Annotated in this window: 13 protein-coding genes, 6 tRNA genes and 3 rRNA genes; 20 read left to right on the top strand and 2 right to left on the bottom strand. The window is 54.0% G+C overall.

The annotated features are described in order from the left end of the window. Positions 1-136: 136 nt before the first annotated feature. On the top strand, positions 137-487 hold the full coding sequence (gene erpA, locus AC3I65_RS23700) for an iron-sulfur cluster insertion protein ErpA (RefSeq protein WP_003206114.1): 351 nt from the start codon (positions 137-139) through the stop codon (positions 485-487). 68 nt (positions 488-555) lie between these two features. Here the strand turns inward: erpA and AC3I65_RS23695 are convergent, their stop codons facing one another. Further along, entirely contained in the window at positions 556-1,647 is a 1,092-nt protein-coding gene (locus AC3I65_RS23695; RefSeq protein ID WP_047228041.1) for an anhydro-N-acetylmuramic acid kinase, read from the bottom strand. A gap of 3 nt (positions 1,648-1,650) precedes the next feature. Further along, positions 1,651-3,063, bottom strand: coding sequence for a peptidoglycan DD-metalloendopeptidase family protein (locus AC3I65_RS23690; protein ID WP_274090707.1), 1,413 nt, complete (start codon positions 3,061-3,063; stop codon positions 1,651-1,653). Positions 3,064-3,273: 210 nt separating this feature from the next. On the opposite strand from AC3I65_RS23690, the gene tyrS reads away from it, so the two are divergent. The 19 genes from tyrS to rplJ all read left to right on the top strand — a co-directional run bounded on the left by tyrS (position 3,274) and on the right by rplJ (position 17,265). Beyond that, on the top strand, positions 3,274-4,473 hold the full coding sequence (tyrS, locus tag AC3I65_RS23685) for a tyrosine--tRNA ligase (RefSeq protein WP_076383442.1): 1,200 nt from the start codon (positions 3,274-3,276) through the stop codon (positions 4,471-4,473). Positions 4,474-5,023: 550 nt separating this feature from the next. After that, positions 5,024-6,560: ribosomal RNA gene (locus tag AC3I65_RS23680) — 16S ribosomal RNA — on the top strand. A 123-nt stretch (positions 6,561-6,683) separates the two neighbouring features. Next, positions 6,684-6,760 (top strand) — tRNA-Ile (locus AC3I65_RS23675). 10 nt (positions 6,761-6,770) lie between these two features. Next, a tRNA-Ala gene (locus AC3I65_RS23670) sits at positions 6,771-6,846 on the top strand. 239 nt (positions 6,847-7,085) lie between these two features. After that, a 23S ribosomal RNA gene (locus AC3I65_RS23665) occupies positions 7,086-9,977 on the top strand. Positions 9,978-10,127: 150 nt separating this feature from the next. Continuing rightward, a 5S ribosomal RNA gene (gene rrf / locus AC3I65_RS23660) occupies positions 10,128-10,243 on the top strand. Together the 16S, 23S and 5S rRNA genes with 2 tRNA genes alongside form the textbook arrangement of a ribosomal RNA operon. Before the next feature lie 132 nt (positions 10,244-10,375). Then, entirely contained in the window at positions 10,376-11,332 is a 957-nt protein-coding gene (birA, locus tag AC3I65_RS23655; protein ID WP_047230554.1) for a bifunctional biotin--[acetyl-CoA-carboxylase] ligase/biotin operon repressor BirA, read from the top strand. Further along, positions 11,322-12,071 (top strand): pantothenate kinase, encoded by a 750-nt coding sequence (locus AC3I65_RS23650; protein ID WP_047230553.1) that lies wholly within the window; start codon positions 11,322-11,324, stop codon positions 12,069-12,071. The genes birA and AC3I65_RS23650 overlap by 11 nt, the downstream gene beginning before the upstream one ends. A gap of 7 nt (positions 12,072-12,078) precedes the next feature. Next, positions 12,079-12,531, top strand: coding sequence for a hypothetical protein (locus tag AC3I65_RS23645; RefSeq protein ID WP_047230552.1), 453 nt, complete (start codon positions 12,079-12,081; stop codon positions 12,529-12,531). A 142-nt stretch (positions 12,532-12,673) separates the two neighbouring features. After that, positions 12,674-12,758 (top strand) — tRNA-Tyr (locus AC3I65_RS23640). A 24-nt stretch (positions 12,759-12,782) separates the two neighbouring features. Next, positions 12,783-12,856, top strand: a tRNA-Gly gene (locus AC3I65_RS23635). A 26-nt stretch (positions 12,857-12,882) separates the two neighbouring features. Continuing rightward, positions 12,883-12,958 (top strand) — tRNA-Thr (locus AC3I65_RS23630). Between the two features lie 84 nt (positions 12,959-13,042). Next, positions 13,043-14,236 (top strand): elongation factor Tu, encoded by a 1,194-nt coding sequence (tuf, locus tag AC3I65_RS23625; RefSeq protein WP_003186103.1) that lies wholly within the window; start codon positions 13,043-13,045, stop codon positions 14,234-14,236. Positions 14,237-14,289: 53 nt separating this feature from the next. After that, positions 14,290-14,365 (top strand) — tRNA-Trp (locus AC3I65_RS23620). A 45-nt stretch (positions 14,366-14,410) separates the two neighbouring features. After that, the gene (gene secE, locus AC3I65_RS23615; protein WP_003186101.1) at positions 14,411-14,779 is read left to right on the top strand and encodes a preprotein translocase subunit SecE; all 369 of its coding nucleotides are present in this window, start codon (positions 14,411-14,413) and stop codon (positions 14,777-14,779) included. 9 nt (positions 14,780-14,788) lie between these two features. Continuing rightward, complete coding sequence (nusG, locus tag AC3I65_RS23610) at positions 14,789-15,322, top strand: transcription termination/antitermination protein NusG (RefSeq protein WP_003186097.1); 534 nt, start codon at positions 14,789-14,791, stop codon at positions 15,320-15,322. Between the two features lie 117 nt (positions 15,323-15,439). Further along, positions 15,440-15,871 carry a 50S ribosomal protein L11 gene (gene rplK, locus AC3I65_RS23605; RefSeq protein WP_003176435.1) on the top strand — a complete coding sequence of 144 codons (432 nt, stop codon included), beginning with the start codon at positions 15,440-15,442 and terminating at the stop codon, positions 15,869-15,871. After that, positions 15,871-16,566 (top strand): 50S ribosomal protein L1, encoded by a 696-nt coding sequence (rplA, locus tag AC3I65_RS23600; protein WP_003186095.1) that lies wholly within the window; start codon positions 15,871-15,873, stop codon positions 16,564-16,566. Before rplK ends, rplA begins: the two co-directional genes overlap by 1 nt. 198 nt (positions 16,567-16,764) lie before the next feature. After that, positions 16,765-17,265 (top strand): 50S ribosomal protein L10, encoded by a 501-nt coding sequence (rplJ, locus tag AC3I65_RS23595; RefSeq protein ID WP_047230484.1) that lies wholly within the window; start codon positions 16,765-16,767, stop codon positions 17,263-17,265. Position 17,266: the final 1 nt, after the last annotated feature.

Below are 17,266 nucleotides of genomic sequence, written 5' to 3'. Positions count from 1 at the left end.
GCTTGAAGCGCCAGGCTTGCAGCTCATAACGTGTAGTTTGCGCCTGCCTCTCAAATAGTTGACCGATTTTCTAGGAGAAGCGGATAATGCGCGTCATCACGCATTATGGCGGCGTAAGCGCCGGGAGATATTCAGCATGAGCGTCGAAACCTTCACCCCCACGGCTTTGCAATTCACCCACGGTGCCGCGCACAAGGTGAAGAGTCTGGTCGATGAGGAGGGGAATGATCGTTTAAAGCTGCGCGTTTTTGTGACGGGCGGCGGTTGTTCGGGTTTTCAATACGGCTTCACTTTCGATGAGGAAGTGGCTGATGACGACACCATCGTCGAACGCGAAGGTGTCAGCCTCGTGGTCGATCCGATGAGCTTCCAGTACCTGGCGGGTGCTGAGGTGGATTATCAGGAAGGGCTGGAAGGGTCGCGCTTCGTCATCAAGAACCCTAACGCCACCACAACCTGTGGATGCGGTTCTTCGTTTTCGATCTGAGGCTTTAAATAAGAACGCCGCAGCGCCTTACGGCTCTGCGGCGTTTTGCTGTGCGGCGAAAAATGGATTCAGGCGGGATAGATTGCGCCGAGTATGCGCAAACCCCGTGCGCCGGTGACACTTGGGCGATTCGCTGAAATGCCTTCAAGGCAGCAATGGGCCAGCCAGGCAAAGGCCATGGCTTCGACCCAATCCGGGTCTACACCGTAAGTGGCTGTGCTGCTGACTTGGGTGTTTGGCAGTAAGTCGGCCAGCCGCTTCATGAGTGTGCGGTTGTGCGCGCCGCCGCCGCAAACCAGCAGCTCTTGAGTGTTGGTCTGGGCATTCTGCAGTGAGTGGACGATGGTCAGGGCCGTCAGTTCGAGTAGCGTTGCCTGCACGTCTTCAGGGGCGAAGACCGGTAGGTGCGACAGGTGCTGGGTCAGCCAGGACAGGTTGAACACTTCGCGCCCTGTGCTTTTAGGGCCTTGAGTGACAAAGAAAGGGTCGCCAAGCAGAGCCTTTAGCAGAGCCGGTTCGACTTTTCCGCTGGCAGCCCACAGACCATCGCGATCAAAGTGCTCGCCCCGTTGCTGATGTATCCAGGCGTCCAGCAATACGTTGCCAGGGCCGCAATCGAAACCGGCTACGGGCTTTTCGGGTTCTATCAGGCTGAGATTGCTGAAGCCGCCGATATTCAGTACGGCGCGATTGCCGGCCCGTTCTTCAAACAGTGCTTCGTGAAACGCAGGAACCAGCGGGGCGCCTTGCCCGCCAGCAGCGACATCGCGACTGCGAAAATCGCTGACGACGGCAATGCCGGTCAATTCGCTCAACAATGCTGGGTTGCCGATCTGCACGGTAAAGCCACGGGCCGGTTCGTGTCGTATGGTCTGACCATGGCTACCGATTGCCCGGATACCTTCAGGTTTGAGCTTCTGTGCGTCGAGCAGCGTGTGGACGCCCTGCGCAGCCAGCCTTACCCAGTTTTGTTGGGCAATGGCTGAGCGAGCGATCTCATCGGGCCCGCTGCTGCATAACTCGAGCATTTCGGTGCGCAGGGAGGCGGGCATGGGGATGTAGTGCGTGGCGATCAACTTGATCGCCGGAGTCAGTTCGATCAGCGCGATATCCAGTCCATCCAGGCTGGTGCCAGACATCACGCCGATATAGTGCGCCATGGTTTAGCGCTTGCTTGAGGCGAGCATGGTGGCTTTTTCCTGGTCCATGCGAGCCATCAAGGGTTGGCTCTGAGCCAGGAAGCGTGAGCGCTCGGACTTGGCAATCGGATCGGCCATGGGGAGCTTCTGGCCCAGCGGATCAACGTGAACGCCGTTGACCTGGAATTCATAATGCAAATGCGGCCCGGTGGACAGACCGGTAGTGCCAATATAGCCAATCACCTGGCCTTGCTTGACGCTGCCGCCGGTTTTCACGCCTTTTGCGAAGCCCTGCATATGGCCATACAGCGTACGGTAAGTGTTGCCGTGCTGGATGATCACGGTGTTGCCATAGCCACCCCGGCGTCCGGCCAACAGCACTTTGCCGTCTCCGGCGGCCTTGATTGGGGTGCCGCGGGGAGCTGCGTAGTCGACGCCTTTATGGGCGCGGATCTTGTTCAGGATTGGATGTTTGCGGCCTACGGAGAATCTTGAGCTGATGCGGGCGAAATCAACCGGCGTACGGATAAATGCCTTGCGCATGCTGTTGCCGTCGGCAGTGTAATAGCTGCTGTTGCCTTGTTTGTTGGTGTAGCGCACCGCCGTGTAGGTCTTGCCGCGATTGGTGAAGCGGGCGGAAAGAATAGGGCCGTTGCCGACGCTTTTTCCGTTGACCATTTTCTGTTCGTAAATGACGTCGAACTCGTCGCCCTGGCGAATATCCTGAGCGAAGTCGATGTCGTAGCCAAACACGCTGGCCATGTCCATTGTCAGGCTATGGGAAAGGCCGGCGCGTGCGGCCGATTGCGACAATGAGCTGTTAATGACGCCGTGAGCATAGGCTGAGCGCACGGTTGGTTTGGTGATGACGCGGTTGAACGCATAACCCTTGTCGTTTTTGCTCAGGGTGATGCTTTCCAGGTCACTTAGTTTGGTATGCAGGCTGGTCAGTTGTCCGTCTGGGCTGAGTTCGAACTCGAGTTTCTGACCCCTCTGGAGCCGAGCGAACTGTTTGGCTTTCTTGTCGCTGGCCAGGACCTCGTGGACCAGGGTCGACGGCAGCCCAACCTTTTCGAAGAGAGTGGAGAGCGTGTCGCCTTTGGCAACTATGACCTCATGGTGGCCCGGGTCTTTCTTTTCTTCGATCGCAGGCTCCGCTTGGGCGGACGCGGGCGTGTCTTCAGCGTTGTTTTCGATCTGCGCGAAGGGGGAGGCTGCGGCCTCGTTTGTGGCTTGGACGGCTTCGGCAGCGTCTTGATCTTGTGTCAGTTGTTCAGCAGGGCTTTCCAGTTCGAGACTTAGGGTCGTCTTTTTGGCTTCAACATCGCTGGAGGGAAACACCAGGAGCGCCAGGCTAAGAAGGGCGGCAATACCACTTGCAGCGAGCAGGTGGGTCTTGGGGTAAAGCGGCGGCGCTTTGGATGGTTCTGTGGTCATAGGTAATTTGACTTTTGAAGAGATGAATTGGAAAAGATGAATGACATGATGAAGATGAAATAACTGTATAAAATATAACCAAATCACCTGCGAAGCAAGCCCGCGGACACTCTGTCCGTGGATTGGTGTCCGCGCACCCGGCAAACCTTGTATTTGGTGCGCGATCTTGTATGGTTGGGTCCCTTTGAATCTGAGCCTTGCGGGTCTGTTATGAAGTCGGTTGAAGAGCAGCTAGCGCTGATCAAGCGTGGTGCAGAAGAGTTGTTGGTCGAGTCCGAGCTGATTGAAAAGCTCAAGCGTGGGCAGCCGCTGCGTATCAAGGCTGGTTTCGACCCGACGGCACCCGATCTGCACCTGGGTCATACCGTGCTTATTAATAAGCTGCGTCAGTTCCAGGACCTGGGGCATCAGGTCATCTTCCTGATAGGTGACTTCACTGGGATGATCGGTGATCCTAGTGGCAAGAGCGCGACGCGCCCACCGCTGACGCGCGAGCAGGTTCTTGATAATGCCGAGACCTACAAGACTCAGGTCTTCAAGATCCTTGATCCGGCCAAGACCGAAGTCGCTTTCAACTCCACCTGGATGGATCAGATGGGGCCGGCGGATTTCATTCGCCTGACCTCCCAATACACCGTGGCTCGTATGCTCGAGCGCGATGATTTTGACAAGCGCTATAAAACCAGTCAGCCGATCGCCATTCATGAATTCCTCTATCCGCTTGTTCAGGGCTATGACTCGGTGGCATTGCGTGCTGACGTCGAGCTCGGCGGTACGGATCAAAAGTTCAACCTGCTGATGGGGCGCGAGCTTCAGCGTGGTTATGGTCAGGAAGCCCAGTGCATTCTGACCATGCCTTTGCTGGAGGGGTTGGATGGTGTGAAGAAGATGTCCAAGTCGTTGGGTAACTATGTGGGTATCCAGGAAGCGCCGGGTGTTATGTACGGCAAGCTGGTTTCCATTCCTGACGTGCTTATGTGGCGTTACTTCGAATTGCTCAGCTTCCGTTCCATGGATGAGATCAACGCATTCCGTGCGGATGTTGAGGCTGGGGCAAATCCGCGGGACATCAAGATCAAGCTGGCTGAAGAGATTGTTGCTCGTTTCCATGGTGAGGAAGCTGCGGCCAATGCTCATCGTGCGGCGGGCAACCGCATGAAGGATGGCGAATTGCCGGATGATCTGCCTGAGATCGAATTGACTGCGGCCGAGGATATGCCGATTGCGGCCGTCCTTAATAAAGCAGGCTTGGTCAAGAATGCTGCAGCAGCGCGAGATCTTCTTGGTTCGGGCGGCGTGCGCATCGATGGTGAAGTGGTGGATCGCGCCTATATATATAAGCTGGGCGCTACCCATGTCTGTCAGGCTGGCAAGAAGGCTTTTGCGCGTATCGTGCTGAAGCCGGAATAAAAGCCGAAATTAGTGCTTGACGGCAAATTCTGGACGTCTATAATTCGCCCCACTTCCGGCGCAGTCGAAGCGGAAAACTCCTTGAGTTTCAATGAGTTAAACGATTTTAGGCGGCGCAGGGCTTCAGGTCATCGAGGCTTGGGAAGCAGTTAGTGGGGCGGTTTTCCTGGCTCCGTTAACGATTCGATCTTCTCGATCGAAAGCGTCAAAAAGAGGTGTTGACAGCAGCGAGTAACGCTGTAGAATTCGCCTCCCGCTAACGAGAGATCGGAAGCGCAAGTGGTTGAAGTTGCAGAGGAAACTTTGAAAACTTCTTAAAATAACCGCTTGACAGATACACCGGGCGCTGTAGAATGCGCGCCTCGGTTGAGACGAAAGGCTCAACCCACCGCTCTTTAACAACTGAATCAAGCAATTCGTGTGGGTGCTTGTGGAGTCAGACTGCTAGTCAACAGATTATCAGCATCACAAGTTACTCCGCGAGAAATCAAAGATGTAACCAACGATTGCTGAGCCAAGTTTAGGGTTTTCTCAAAACCCAAAGATGTTTGAACTGAAGAGTTTGATCATGGCTCAGATTGAACGCTGGCGGCAGGCCTAACACATGCAAGTCGAGCGGTAGAGAGGTGCTTGCACCTCTTGAGAGCGGCGGACGGGTGAGTAAAGCCTAGGAATCTGCCTGGTAGTGGGGGATAACGCTCGGAAACGGACGCTAATACCGCATACGTCCTACGGGAGAAAGCAGGGGACCTTCGGGCCTTGCGCTATCAGATGAGCCTAGGTCGGATTAGCTAGTTGGTGAGGTAATGGCTCACCAAGGCGACGATCCGTAACTGGTCTGAGAGGATGATCAGTCACACTGGAACTGAGACACGGTCCAGACTCCTACGGGAGGCAGCAGTGGGGAATATTGGACAATGGGCGAAAGCCTGATCCAGCCATGCCGCGTGTGTGAAGAAGGTCTTCGGATTGTAAAGCACTTTAAGTTGGGAGGAAGGGCATTAACCTAATACGTTAGTGTTTTGACGTTACCGACAGAATAAGCACCGGCTAACTCTGTGCCAGCAGCCGCGGTAATACAGAGGGTGCAAGCGTTAATCGGAATTACTGGGCGTAAAGCGCGCGTAGGTGGTTCGTTAAGTTGGATGTGAAATCCCCGGGCTCAACCTGGGAACTGCATTCAAAACTGTCGAGCTAGAGTATGGTAGAGGGTGGTGGAATTTCCTGTGTAGCGGTGAAATGCGTAGATATAGGAAGGAACACCAGTGGCGAAGGCGACCACCTGGACTGATACTGACACTGAGGTGCGAAAGCGTGGGGAGCAAACAGGATTAGATACCCTGGTAGTCCACGCCGTAAACGATGTCAACTAGCCGTTGGGAGCCTTGAGCTCTTAGTGGCGCAGCTAACGCATTAAGTTGACCGCCTGGGGAGTACGGCCGCAAGGTTAAAACTCAAATGAATTGACGGGGGCCCGCACAAGCGGTGGAGCATGTGGTTTAATTCGAAGCAACGCGAAGAACCTTACCAGGCCTTGACATCCAATGAACTTTCCAGAGATGGATTGGTGCCTTCGGGAGCATTGAGACAGGTGCTGCATGGCTGTCGTCAGCTCGTGTCGTGAGATGTTGGGTTAAGTCCCGTAACGAGCGCAACCCTTGTCCTTAGTTACCAGCACGTAATGGTGGGCACTCTAAGGAGACTGCCGGTGACAAACCGGAGGAAGGTGGGGATGACGTCAAGTCATCATGGCCCTTACGGCCTGGGCTACACACGTGCTACAATGGTCGGTACAGAGGGTTGCCAAGCCGCGAGGTGGAGCTAATCCCACAAAACCGATCGTAGTCCGGATCGCAGTCTGCAACTCGACTGCGTGAAGTCGGAATCGCTAGTAATCGCGAATCAGAATGTCGCGGTGAATACGTTCCCGGGCCTTGTACACACCGCCCGTCACACCATGGGAGTGGGTTGCACCAGAAGTAGCTAGTCTAACCTTCGGGGGGACGGTTACCACGGTGTGATTCATGACTGGGGTGAAGTCGTAACAAGGTAGCCGTAGGGGAACCTGCGGCTGGATCACCTCCTTAATCGACGACCGCAGCTGCTTCATGAGCTCCCACACGAATTGCTTGATTCATTGAAGAAGACGATAGAAGCAGCTTTAAGCTCCAAGCTGATAGCTCAACGCTAACAGTTACGCGCTCGAAATTGGGTCTGTAGCTCAGTTGGTTAGAGCGCACCCCTGATAAGGGTGAGGTCGGCAGTTCGAATCTGCCCAGACCCACCAATTTTGTTATGGGGCCATAGCTCAGCTGGGAGAGCGCCTGCCTTGCACGCAGGAGGTCAGCGGTTCGATCCCGCTTGGCTCCACCATAAACTGCTTCTGAAAGCTTAGAAATGAGCATTCCATCGATGTGATGGTGAATGTTGATTTCTAGTCTTTTGATTAGATCGTTCTTTAAAAATTTGGGTATGTGATAGAAAGATAGACTGAACGTTACTTTCACTGGTAACGGATCAGGCTAAGGTAAAATTTGTGAGTTGCTCTTAGAGCATGCGAATTTTCGGCGAATGTCGTCTTCACAGTATAACCAGATTGCTTGGGGTTATATGGTCAAGTGAAGAAGCGCATACGGTGGATGCCTTGGCAGTCAGAGGCGATGAAAGACGTGGTAGCCTGCGAAAAGCTTCGGGGAGTCGGCAAACAGACTTTGATCCGGAGATGTCTGAATGGGGGAACCCAGCCATCATAAGATGGTTATCTTGTACTGAATACATAGGTGCAAGAGGCGAACCAGGGGAACTGAAACATCTAAGTACCCTGAGGAAAAGAAATCAACCGAGATTCCCTTAGTAGTGGCGAGCGAACGGGGACTAGCCCTTAAGTGGCTTTGAGATTAGCGGAACGCTCTGGAAAGTGCGGCCATAGTGGGTGATAGCCCTGTACGCGAAAATCTCTTAGTCATGAAATCGAGTAGGACGGAGCACGAGAAACTTTGTCTGAATATGGGGGGACCATCCTCCAAGGCTAAATACTACTGACTGACCGATAGTGAACTAGTACCGTGAGGGAAAGGCGAAAAGAACCCCGGAGAGGGGAGTGAAATAGATCCTGAAACCGTATGCGTACAAGCAGTGGGAGCCCACTTTGTTGGGTGACTGCGTACCTTTTGTATAATGGGTCAGCGACTTATTTTCAGTGGCGAGCTTAACCGAATAGGGGAGGCGTAGCGAAAGCGAGTCTTAATAGGGCGTCTAGTCGCTGGGAATAGACCCGAAACCGGGCGATCTATCCATGGGCAGGTTGAAGGTTGGGTAACACTAACTGGAGGACCGAACCGACTACCGTTGAAAAGTTAGCGGATGACCTGTGGATCGGAGTGAAAGGCTAATCAAGCTCGGAGATAGCTGGTTCTCCTCGAAAGCTATTTAGGTAGCGCCTCATGTATCACTGTAGGGGGTAGAGCACTGTTTCGGCTAGGGGGTCATCCCGACTTACCAAACCGATGCAAACTCCGAATACCTACAAGTGCCGAGCATGGGAGACACACGGCGGGTGCTAACGTCCGTCGTGAAAAGGGAAACAACCCAGACCGTCAGCTAAGGTCCCAAAGTTATGGTTAAGTGGGAAACGATGTGGGAAGGCTTAGACAGCTAGGAGGTTGGCTTAGAAGCAGCCACCCTTTAAAGAAAGCGTAATAGCTCACTAGTCGAGTCGGCCTGCGCGGAAGATGTAACGGGGCTCAAACCATACACCGAAGCTACGGGTATCACTTAGGTGATGCGGTAGAGGAGCGTTCTGTAAGCCTGTGAAGGTGAGTTGAGAAGCTTGCTGGAGGTATCAGAAGTGCGAATGCTGACATGAGTAACGACAATGGGTGTGAAAAACACCCACGCCGAAAGACCAAGGTTTCCTGCGCAACGTTAATCGACGCAGGGTTAGTCGGTCCCTAAGGCGAGGCTGAAAAGCGTAGTCGATGGAAAACAGGTTAATATTCCTGTACTTCTGGTTATTGCGATGGAGGGACGGAGAAGGCTAGGCCAGCTTGGCGTTGGTTGTCCAAGTTTAAGGTGGTAGGCTGGAATCTTAGGTAAATCCGGGATTCTAAGGCCGAGAGCTGATGACGAGTTACCCTTTGGGTGACGAAGTGGTTGATGCCATGCTTCCAAGAAAAGCTTCTAAGCTTCAGGTAACCAGGAACCGTACCCCAAACCGACACAGGTGGTTGGGTAGAGAATACCAAGGCGCTTGAGAGAACTCGGGTGAAGGAACTAGGCAAAATGGCACCGTAACTTCGGGAGAAGGTGCGCCGGTGAGGGTGAAGCACTTGCTGCGTAAGCCCACGCCGGTCGAAGATACCAGGCCGCTGCGACTGTTTATTAAAAACACAGCACTCTGCAAACACGAAAGTGGACGTATAGGGTGTGACGCCTGCCCGGTGCCGGAAGGTTAATTGATGGGGTTAGCTAACGCGAAGCTCTTGATCGAAGCCCCGGTAAACGGCGGCCGTAACTATAACGGTCCTAAGGTAGCGAAATTCCTTGTCGGGTAAGTTCCGACCTGCACGAATGGCGTAACGATGGCGGCGCTGTCTCCACCCGAGACTCAGTGAAATTGAAATCGCTGTGAAGATGCAGTGTATCCGCGGCTAGACGGAAAGACCCCGTGAACCTTTACTATAGCTTTGCACTGGACTTTGAATTTGCTTGTGTAGGATAGGTGGGAGGCTTTGAAGCGTGGACGCCAGTTCGCGTGGAGCCATCCTTGAAATACCACCCTGGCAACTTTGAGGTTCTAACTCAGGTCCGTTATCCGGATCGAGGACAGTGTATGGTGGGTAGTTTGACTGGGGCGGTCTCCTCCTAAAGAGTAACGGAGGAGTACGAAGGTGCGCTCAGACCGGTCGGAAATCGGTCGTAGAGTATAAAGGCAAAAGCGCGCTTGACTGCGAGACAGACACGTCGAGCAGGTACGAAAGTAGGTCTTAGTGATCCGGTGGTTCTGTATGGAAGGGCCATCGCTCAACGGATAAAAGGTACTCCGGGGATAACAGGCTGATACCGCCCAAGAGTTCATATCGACGGCGGTGTTTGGCACCTCGATGTCGGCTCATCACATCCTGGGGCTGAAGCCGGTCCCAAGGGTATGGCTGTTCGCCATTTAAAGTGGTACGCGAGCTGGGTTTAGAACGTCGTGAGACAGTTCGGTCCCTATCTGCCGTGGACGTTTGAGATTTGAGAGGGGCTGCTCCTAGTACGAGAGGACCGGAGTGGACGAACCTCTGGTGTTCCGGTTGTCACGCCAGTGGCATTGCCGGGTAGCTATGTTCGGAAAAGATAACCGCTGAAAGCATCTAAGCGGGAAACTTGCCTCAAGATGAGATCTCACTGGGACCTTGAGTCCCCTGAAGGGCCGTCGAAGACTACGACGTTGATAGGTGGGGTGTGTAAGCGCTGTGAGGCGTTGAGCTAACCCATACTAATTGCCCGTGAGGCTTGACCATATAACACCCAAGCAATTTGTTGACCCGATACAGGGCACCAGATTGCGGTGTGTGAAGACGCTATGAACCGAAAGTTCGCACAACACACAAACCTATCGCATACCCATTCGCTGGAACGTGACCGCAAGGCACGCGCTGGCTACCGAATTTCTTGACGACCATAGAGCATTGGAACCACCTGATCCCATCCCGAACTCAGTAGTGAAACGATGCATCGCCGATGGTAGTGTGGGGTTTCCCCATGTGAGAGTAGGTCATCGTCAAGATTAAATTCCGAAACCCCTATCTGCTGATGCAGGTAGGGGTTTTGTTTTGCCCGCAGGAAAGACCATTTGTGTTTCTATGCAACGGTCTTGCGCATCGCTATCATGCGGGCCTCATTATCAGGTGCAGTTTGCATGCTCACGTTGCTTAAACTTCTGAAAGATGGCCGCTTCCACTCGGGTCAGGCGCTGGGTACTGCGCTGGGTATCAGTCGTAGTGCTGTATGGAAGCAGTTGCAGCACCTGGAGGCGGAGTTAGGGCTATCTGTTCATAAGGTTCGAGGTAGAGGTTATCAGCTGGCTAAGCCGCTGCTGCTTTTGGACTCGGCTGAGATTAGCGCCAAAGAGTCCTGTGAGTGGCCCATCCATATATTTGACTCCATTGATTCGACCAACGCTGAAGCGCTTCGCGCCATAGAGCGTGGAATGGGCGCGCCATTTATGATTTTGGCCGAGCGACAGACAGCCGGTCGTGGTCGTCGTGGTCGCAAGTGGGTGAGTCCGTTTGCCGACAATCTTTACCACAGTCTGGTGCTGCGAATTGATGGTGGCATGCGCCAAATTGAGGGGCTCAGCCTGGTTGTGGGGCTTGCGGTTATGCATGCCTTGCATGATATGGGGATCGCGGGCGCTGGGCTGAAGTGGCCTAACGATGTCCTGGTAGGTGATAAGAAAATCGCGGGCATCTTGCTTGAATTGGTGGGGGATCCAGCAGACGTTTGCCACGTTGTCCTCGGCGTAGGGATTAATGTGAATATGCGGTCGACCGATGAGGTCGATCAGCAATGGACATCCATGTGCCTTGAGGCGGGCAGGGATTTTGATCGAAACGAGCTGGTTGGACGGTTGGCCGCGAAGTTTCAGCATTACCTCAGGCTCCACCAGGTGTCGGGTTTCTCCGCAATCCAAGAGGAATGGGAGCGATACCATCTGTGGCAGGGGCGGAATGTTTCCCTGATTGCCGGTATCAACCAGGTTGACGGGGTTGTGATGGGCATTGATCGTCAGGGCGCGCTGCGTTTGAAGGTAGATGGCGTGGAAAAAATCTTTAGCGGTGGTGAGCTCAGTTTGAGGTTGCGTGATGATTCTTGAGCTCGATTGCGGCAATAGCTTTATCAAGTGGCGTGTCCTTGACTTCGACGGCGTAACACCGATCGAAGGAGGGGTGGTTGGTACCGATAGTGCCCTGCTGGCAAGCTTGAGTGACGCCGATAAATTTAAGCTCAAGAAATGCCGTCTCGTTAGCGTGAGGACTCCGCAAGAGACGGATTCGTTGGTTGCTCTACTAATTGATGTTTTTGGAGTGTCTGTCTCACGCGCTGTGCCTGTTCGGGAGTTGGCCGGTGTTAAGAACGGTTACAACGATTACGAGCGGCTAGGGCTCGATCGATGGTTGGCTTTGCTTGGGGGCTTCCATCTCGCTTCGGGAGCCTGCCTGGTGCTCGATTTCGGTACGGCCGTTACAGCGGATTTCGTGGCCGCGGATGGTGAGCATTTAGGGGGGTTCATTTGTCCTGGTATGCCTTTGATGCGTAATCAGTTGCGCACTCATACCCGGCGGATTCGCTATGACGATACGGCTGCCGAGCGGGCTCACGAGAGCCTCGCCCCTGGTCGCGAGACTGTAGAGGCGGTGGAGCGCGGTTGCATGCTCATGCTCAGAGGATTTGTCCTGACTCAGCTTGAACTGGCTAAAGAATATTGGGGGAACGACTTCGTAGTATTTCTCACGGGAGGAGATGCCAATTTGGTATCCGGTGTTGTGCCTGATGCCAAGGTAGTGCCTGATCTGGTTTTTGTTGGTTTGGCGATGGCCTGTCCTTTGTCTTGAGGTTCCTATGCGGTGGCTTTTTCTGCTGTTGGTGGTTTTGAATGTCTTTTATTACGTCTGGCATCAACAGGAGGCTCCGCTTCGGGCAAAAGATGTGACTCCGTTGAGTTTGTACCGGGGCTCGCAGCAGGATATTCATCTCTTGAGCGAAACGGCAGATGCGCTTGTAAGGCGGGATTCAGGCAAGTCTGCTGGCCGAGGCGCATGTGTTTATCTTGGTGGCTTCACCCGGATTGAAATGGCGCGCCAGCTGGAGCAGCGGCTCGCGGCATCCGGGATCGCGGCTCGCTCCATTGCGCAGGGCTCACCGAATCTGCCTGAGGGAGAAGGATTTTGGGTTCTGATTTCGCCAGATAGCGCGATGAAGGTGAATGAAACGCTGCTTCAAAACCTTTCTAAAGAATTCAATGAGTTAAAACATAAAATAATGCCCTGTGAGGGGGTTGCACCCGCAGGGTAGTTTGCATAGAATGGCGCCCGCTTCGCAGCGAAGGCCTTTAATGGCTAGCGCCACGAAGCGGCGTCAACGCAGCTAACCTCAGGTTTTTTATGAGAAAATGCTTGACAGAAGGCTGGCATGATATAGAATGCCGGCTCGCTTAGGAGGGGTTCCCGAGCGGCCAAAGGGATCAGACTGTAAATCTGACGTCTACGACTTCGAAGGTTCGAATCCTTCCCCCTCCACCAGTTTTGGCGTGAGCTGCAAGCTCCGCGGGTATAGTTTAGTGGTAGAACCTCAGCCTTCCAAGCTGATGATGCGGGTTCGATTCCCGCTACCCGCTCCAAGTTTGCAGGTTGTGCATAGTGTTTCGCTCTTGTAGCTCAGTTGGTAGAGCACACCCTTGGTAAGGGTGAGGTCAGCGGTTCAAATCCGCTCAAGAGCTCCATATAACAAGGCAGATATGAAAATATCTGCCTTTGTTTTAATGGTTTGTGTGACTTGCTAAATTCTTCTCCTAGGGGTGATTTCGATGGCTAAGGAAAAGTTCGAACGTAATAAGCCGCACGTCAACGTTGGCACCATCGGTCACGTCGACCACGGTAAAACCACGCTGACCGCTGCTCTGACCCGTGTCTGCTCCGAAGTTTTCGGTTCGGCCAAGGTTGACTTCGACAAGATCGACAGCGCCCCGGAAGAGAAAGCTCGCGGTATCACCATCAACACCGCTCACGTTGAATACGATTCGGCCGTGCGTCACTACGCACACGTTGACTGCCCAGGTCACGCCGACTACGTAAAAAACATGATCACTGGTGCTGCCCAGATGGACGGCGCGATCCTGGTTTGCTCGGCCGCTGATGGTCCGATGCCACAAACCCGTGAGCACATCCTGCTGTCCCGTCAGGTAGGCGTTCCGTACATCGTTGTCTTCCTGAACAAGGCTGACATGGTTGACGACGCTGAGCTGCTGGAACTGGTTGAGATGGAAGTGCGCGATCTGCTGAGCACTTACGACTTCCCAGGTGATGACACTCCAATCATCATCGGTTCGGCTCTGATGGCTCTGAACGGCCAAGACGACAACGAAATGGGCACCACCGCTGTCAAGAAGCTGGTGGAAACTCTGGACAGCTACATCCCAGAGCCAGAGCGTGCTATCGACAAGCCGTTCCTGATGCCAATCGAAGACGTATTCTCGATCTCCGGTCGCGGTACCGTTGTGACTGGTCGTGTTGAGCGTGGCATCGTCCGCATCCAGGAAGAAGTTGAGATCGTCGGTCTGCGCGACACTCAGAAAACTACCTGCACCGGCGTTGAAATGTTCCGCAAGCTGCTCGATGAAGGTCGTGCTGGCGAGAACTGCGGCGTACTGCTGCGCGGCACCAAGCGTGACGACGTTGAGCGTGGCCAGGTTCTGGTCAAGCCAGGTACCGTCAAGCCGCACACCAAGTTCACTGCAGAAGTTTATGTTCTGAGCAAGGAAGAAGGCGGCCGTCATACTCCGTTCTTCAAAGGCTACCGTCCACAGTTCTACTTCCGTACAACTGACGTGACCGGTAACTGCGAGCTGCCAGAAGGCGTTGAAATGGTAATGCCAGGTGACAACATCCAGATGACTGTCACTCTGATCAAGACCATCGCGATGGAGGACGGTCTACGTTTCGCTATCCGTGAAGGCGGTCGTACCGTCGGCGCTGGTGTCGTAGCCAAAGTCATCGAGTAAACAGTTGTAATGTCTTTTTCGGGCCGGCATAATGGTCGGCCTGATTTTGTTTTAGGTCAGTAGCTCAATTGGCAGAGCGACGGTCTCCAAAACCGTAGGTTGGGGGTTCGATTCCCTCCTGACCTGCCAGATTCACTTGGTGTGTCTGGCTTTCTTTTCACAGGATCTTCATAGATGACTCCTAAAGCTGAAGCTCAAGGCTCTCGCTTCGATCTGCTCAAGTGGCTAGTGGTAGTCGCTTTGGTGGTTGTTGGCGTTGTTGGCAATCAGTATTACTCTGCTTCGCCGATCCTGTACCGTGTACTTGCATTGCTTGCCATTGCCGCTGTTGCTGCCTTTGTGGGGCTGCAAACGGCTAAGGGCAAGTCTTTCTTTGTACTCGCTAAGGAAGCTCGCACCGAGATTCGTAAAGTCGTATGGCCGACTCGCCAAGAAACCACGCAGACCACGTTGATCGTTGTGGCTGTTGTTCTGGTAATGGCGTTGCTGTTGTGGGGGCTCGATTCCCTGCTCGGCTGGCTTGTTTCCTTGATTGTTGGCTAAGGGTGTCCCGTGGCTAAGCGTTGGTACGTTGTGCATGCTTACTCGGGTTACGAGAAGCATGTCATGCGCTCGCTGGTAGAGCGCGTAAAGCTGGCTGGCATGGAAGATGGCTTTGGCGAGATTCTGGTCCCCACTGAAGAAGTGGTTGAGATGCGTAATGGCCAGAAGCGCAAAAGTGAACGCAAGTTCTTTCCAGGCTACGTGCTGGTACAGATGGATATGAACGAAGGGACTTGGCACTTGGTCAAGGATACCCCTCGGGTGATGGGCTTCATCGGCGGTACCGCTGACAAGCCTGCACCGATTACAGATAAAGAGGCAGAAGCGATTCTGCGTCGCGTCGCTGATGGTAGCGATAAGCCGAAGCCAAAAACACTGTTTGAGCCAGGTGAAGTTGTTCGGGTCACTGACGGCCCATTCGCTGACTTTAATGGCACGGTTGAAGAAGTTAACTACGAAAAGAGCCGGATCCAAGTGGCAGTGCTCATTTTCGGTCGCTCTACTCCGGTAGAGCTAGAGTTCAGTCAGGTCGAAAAGGTCTGATTGAACAGGCATCCCAACCCCGCAGCCCTAGGCTGTGGGGTTTTGTCGTCACTGGGATAAACGCGCAAGTAACCGGGGAGCCTTTCGAGGCGCTAGAACCCGTAATTGGAGTGCCTCATGGCCAAGAAAATTACCGCTTACATCAAGCTGCAAGTGAAGGCCGCTCAGGCTAACCCAAGCCCACCTGTTGGTCCTGCCCTGGGTCAGCACGGCGTGAACATCATGGAATTCTGCAAGGCCTTCAACGCCCGTACTCAGGGTCTTGAGCCAGGTCTGCCAACTCCAGTGATCATCACTGTCTACAGCGACCGTAGCTTCACCTTCGAAACTAAAAGCACCCCTGCTTCGGTTCTGCTGAAGAAGGCTGCAGGTTTGACCAGCGGTTCCGCTCGTCCAAACACCGTTAAGGTTGGCACCGTTACCCGTGCCCAGCTGGAAGAAATCGCGAAAACCAAAAACGCGGATCTGACTGCAGCTGATATGGATGCAGCCGTGCGTACTATCGCCGGTTCTGCTCGTAGCATGGGCCTTAACGTGGAGGGTGTGTAATGGCTAAGCTGACCAAGCGTCAAAAGGCTATCGCCGGCAAAATCGAAGCAGGCAAGGCCTACAACTTTGTAGACGCCGCCGCTCTGCTGGCCGAGCTGTCGACTGTCAAGTTCAGCGAGTCGTTCGACGTTGCTGTAAACCTGGGTGTTGACCCGCGTAAATCCGACCAGGTCGTTCGTAGCGCTACCGTGCTGCCACACGGCACTGGCAAGACCGTTCGTGTAGCTGTTTTCACCCAGGGCCCAGCAGCTGAAGCTGCTCTGGCTGCTGGTGCTGATCGCGTAGGTATGGACGATCTGGCTGCTGAAATGAAAGGCGGCGACCTGAACTATGACGTAGTTATCGCATCCCCGGATGCCATGCGCGTTGTGGGTCAGTTGGGTCAGATCCTCGGTCCACGTGGTCTGATGCCTAACCCTAAAGTCGGCACCGTAACGCCAGACGTAGCTACCGCGGTTAAAAACGCCAAGGCTGGTCAGGTTCGTTATCGCACCGACAAGAACGGCATCATTCACACCTCCGTTGGCAAGATTGGCTTCGACGCCGTCAAGCTGAAGGAAAACGTAGAAGCCCTGATCGCTGATCTGAAGCGTATCAAGCCAGCTTCTTCGAAAGGCATCTACGTCAAGCGCGTTACCCTGAGCACCACTATGGGCCCAGGTCTGGTCATCGATCAGAGCTCGCTCGACGCGTAAGACTCAGATTGGCGCAAGCGATTGCGCCAATCGAAAAATTGGGGTCCCTGCCTGGCGGGGGCTGTCCAAGACCGTAGGCGACGCAAGTCTTAAACCACAAGCCTACGCAGATGGTGCTCCCGGTTCCTTACCGAATCAGACACCAAAACGACATTCGGTTTCGACCGAATGAAACGGTAACAAGCAGGAGTTAAACCCGTGGCAATTAATCTCGAAGACAAGAAGGCCATCGTCGCTGAAGTCAACGAGGCTGCCAAAGTCGCTCTGTCCGCTGTCGTGGCTGATGCCCGTGGCGTAACAGTAGGCGCAATGACCGGACTCCGTAAAGAGGCCCGTGAAGCTGGTGTTTACGTACGTGTCGTACGTAACACCCTGCTCAAGCGCGCAGTTGCTGACACTGAATACAGTGTTCTCAACGACGTGTTCACCGGCCCGACCCTGATCGCGTTCTCCAAAGATCATCCAGGCGCTGCTGCCCGTTTGTTCAAGGAATTCGCCAAGGGTCAGGACAAGTTCGAGATCAAGGCAGCTGCGTTCGAGGGCAAGTTCCTCGCAGCTAATCAGATCGATGTACTGGCAACACTGCCGACCCGCGACGAAGCCATTTCGCAGCTGATGAGCGTGATTCAAGGCGCTACCAGCAAGCTGGCTCGTACTCTGGCTGCAGTTCGCGAGCAAAAAGAAGCTGCCGCAGCCTAAG

This window comes from Pseudomonas sp. N-1-13 (genome assembly GCF_057787095.1).
This window is presented reverse-complemented; position numbering and strand designations above follow the sequence as displayed.

Coding starts and splice junctions, on each gene's coding strand:
- erpA (WP_003206114.1), top strand. CDS start 137: ATGAGCGTCGAAACCTTCACCCCCACGGCTTTGCAATTCACCCACGGT.
- AC3I65_RS23695 (WP_047228041.1), bottom strand. CDS start 1,647: ATGGCGCACTATATCGGCGTGATGTCTGGCACCAGCCTGGATGGACTG.
- AC3I65_RS23690 (WP_274090707.1), bottom strand. CDS start 3,063: ATGACCACAGAACCATCCAAAGCGCCGCCGCTTTACCCCAAGACCCAC.
- tyrS (WP_076383442.1), top strand. CDS start 3,274: ATGAAGTCGGTTGAAGAGCAGCTAGCGCTGATCAAGCGTGGTGCAGAA.
- birA (WP_047230554.1), top strand. CDS start 10,376: ATGCTCACGTTGCTTAAACTTCTGAAAGATGGCCGCTTCCACTCGGGT.
- AC3I65_RS23650 (WP_047230553.1), top strand. CDS start 11,322: ATGATTCTTGAGCTCGATTGCGGCAATAGCTTTATCAAGTGGCGTGTC.
- AC3I65_RS23645 (WP_047230552.1), top strand. CDS start 12,079: ATGCGGTGGCTTTTTCTGCTGTTGGTGGTTTTGAATGTCTTTTATTAC.
- tuf (WP_003186103.1), top strand. CDS start 13,043: ATGGCTAAGGAAAAGTTCGAACGTAATAAGCCGCACGTCAACGTTGGC.
- secE (WP_003186101.1), top strand. CDS start 14,411: ATGACTCCTAAAGCTGAAGCTCAAGGCTCTCGCTTCGATCTGCTCAAG.
- rplK (WP_003176435.1), top strand. CDS start 15,440: ATGGCCAAGAAAATTACCGCTTACATCAAGCTGCAAGTGAAGGCCGCT.
- rplA (WP_003186095.1), top strand. CDS start 15,871: ATGGCTAAGCTGACCAAGCGTCAAAAGGCTATCGCCGGCAAAATCGAA.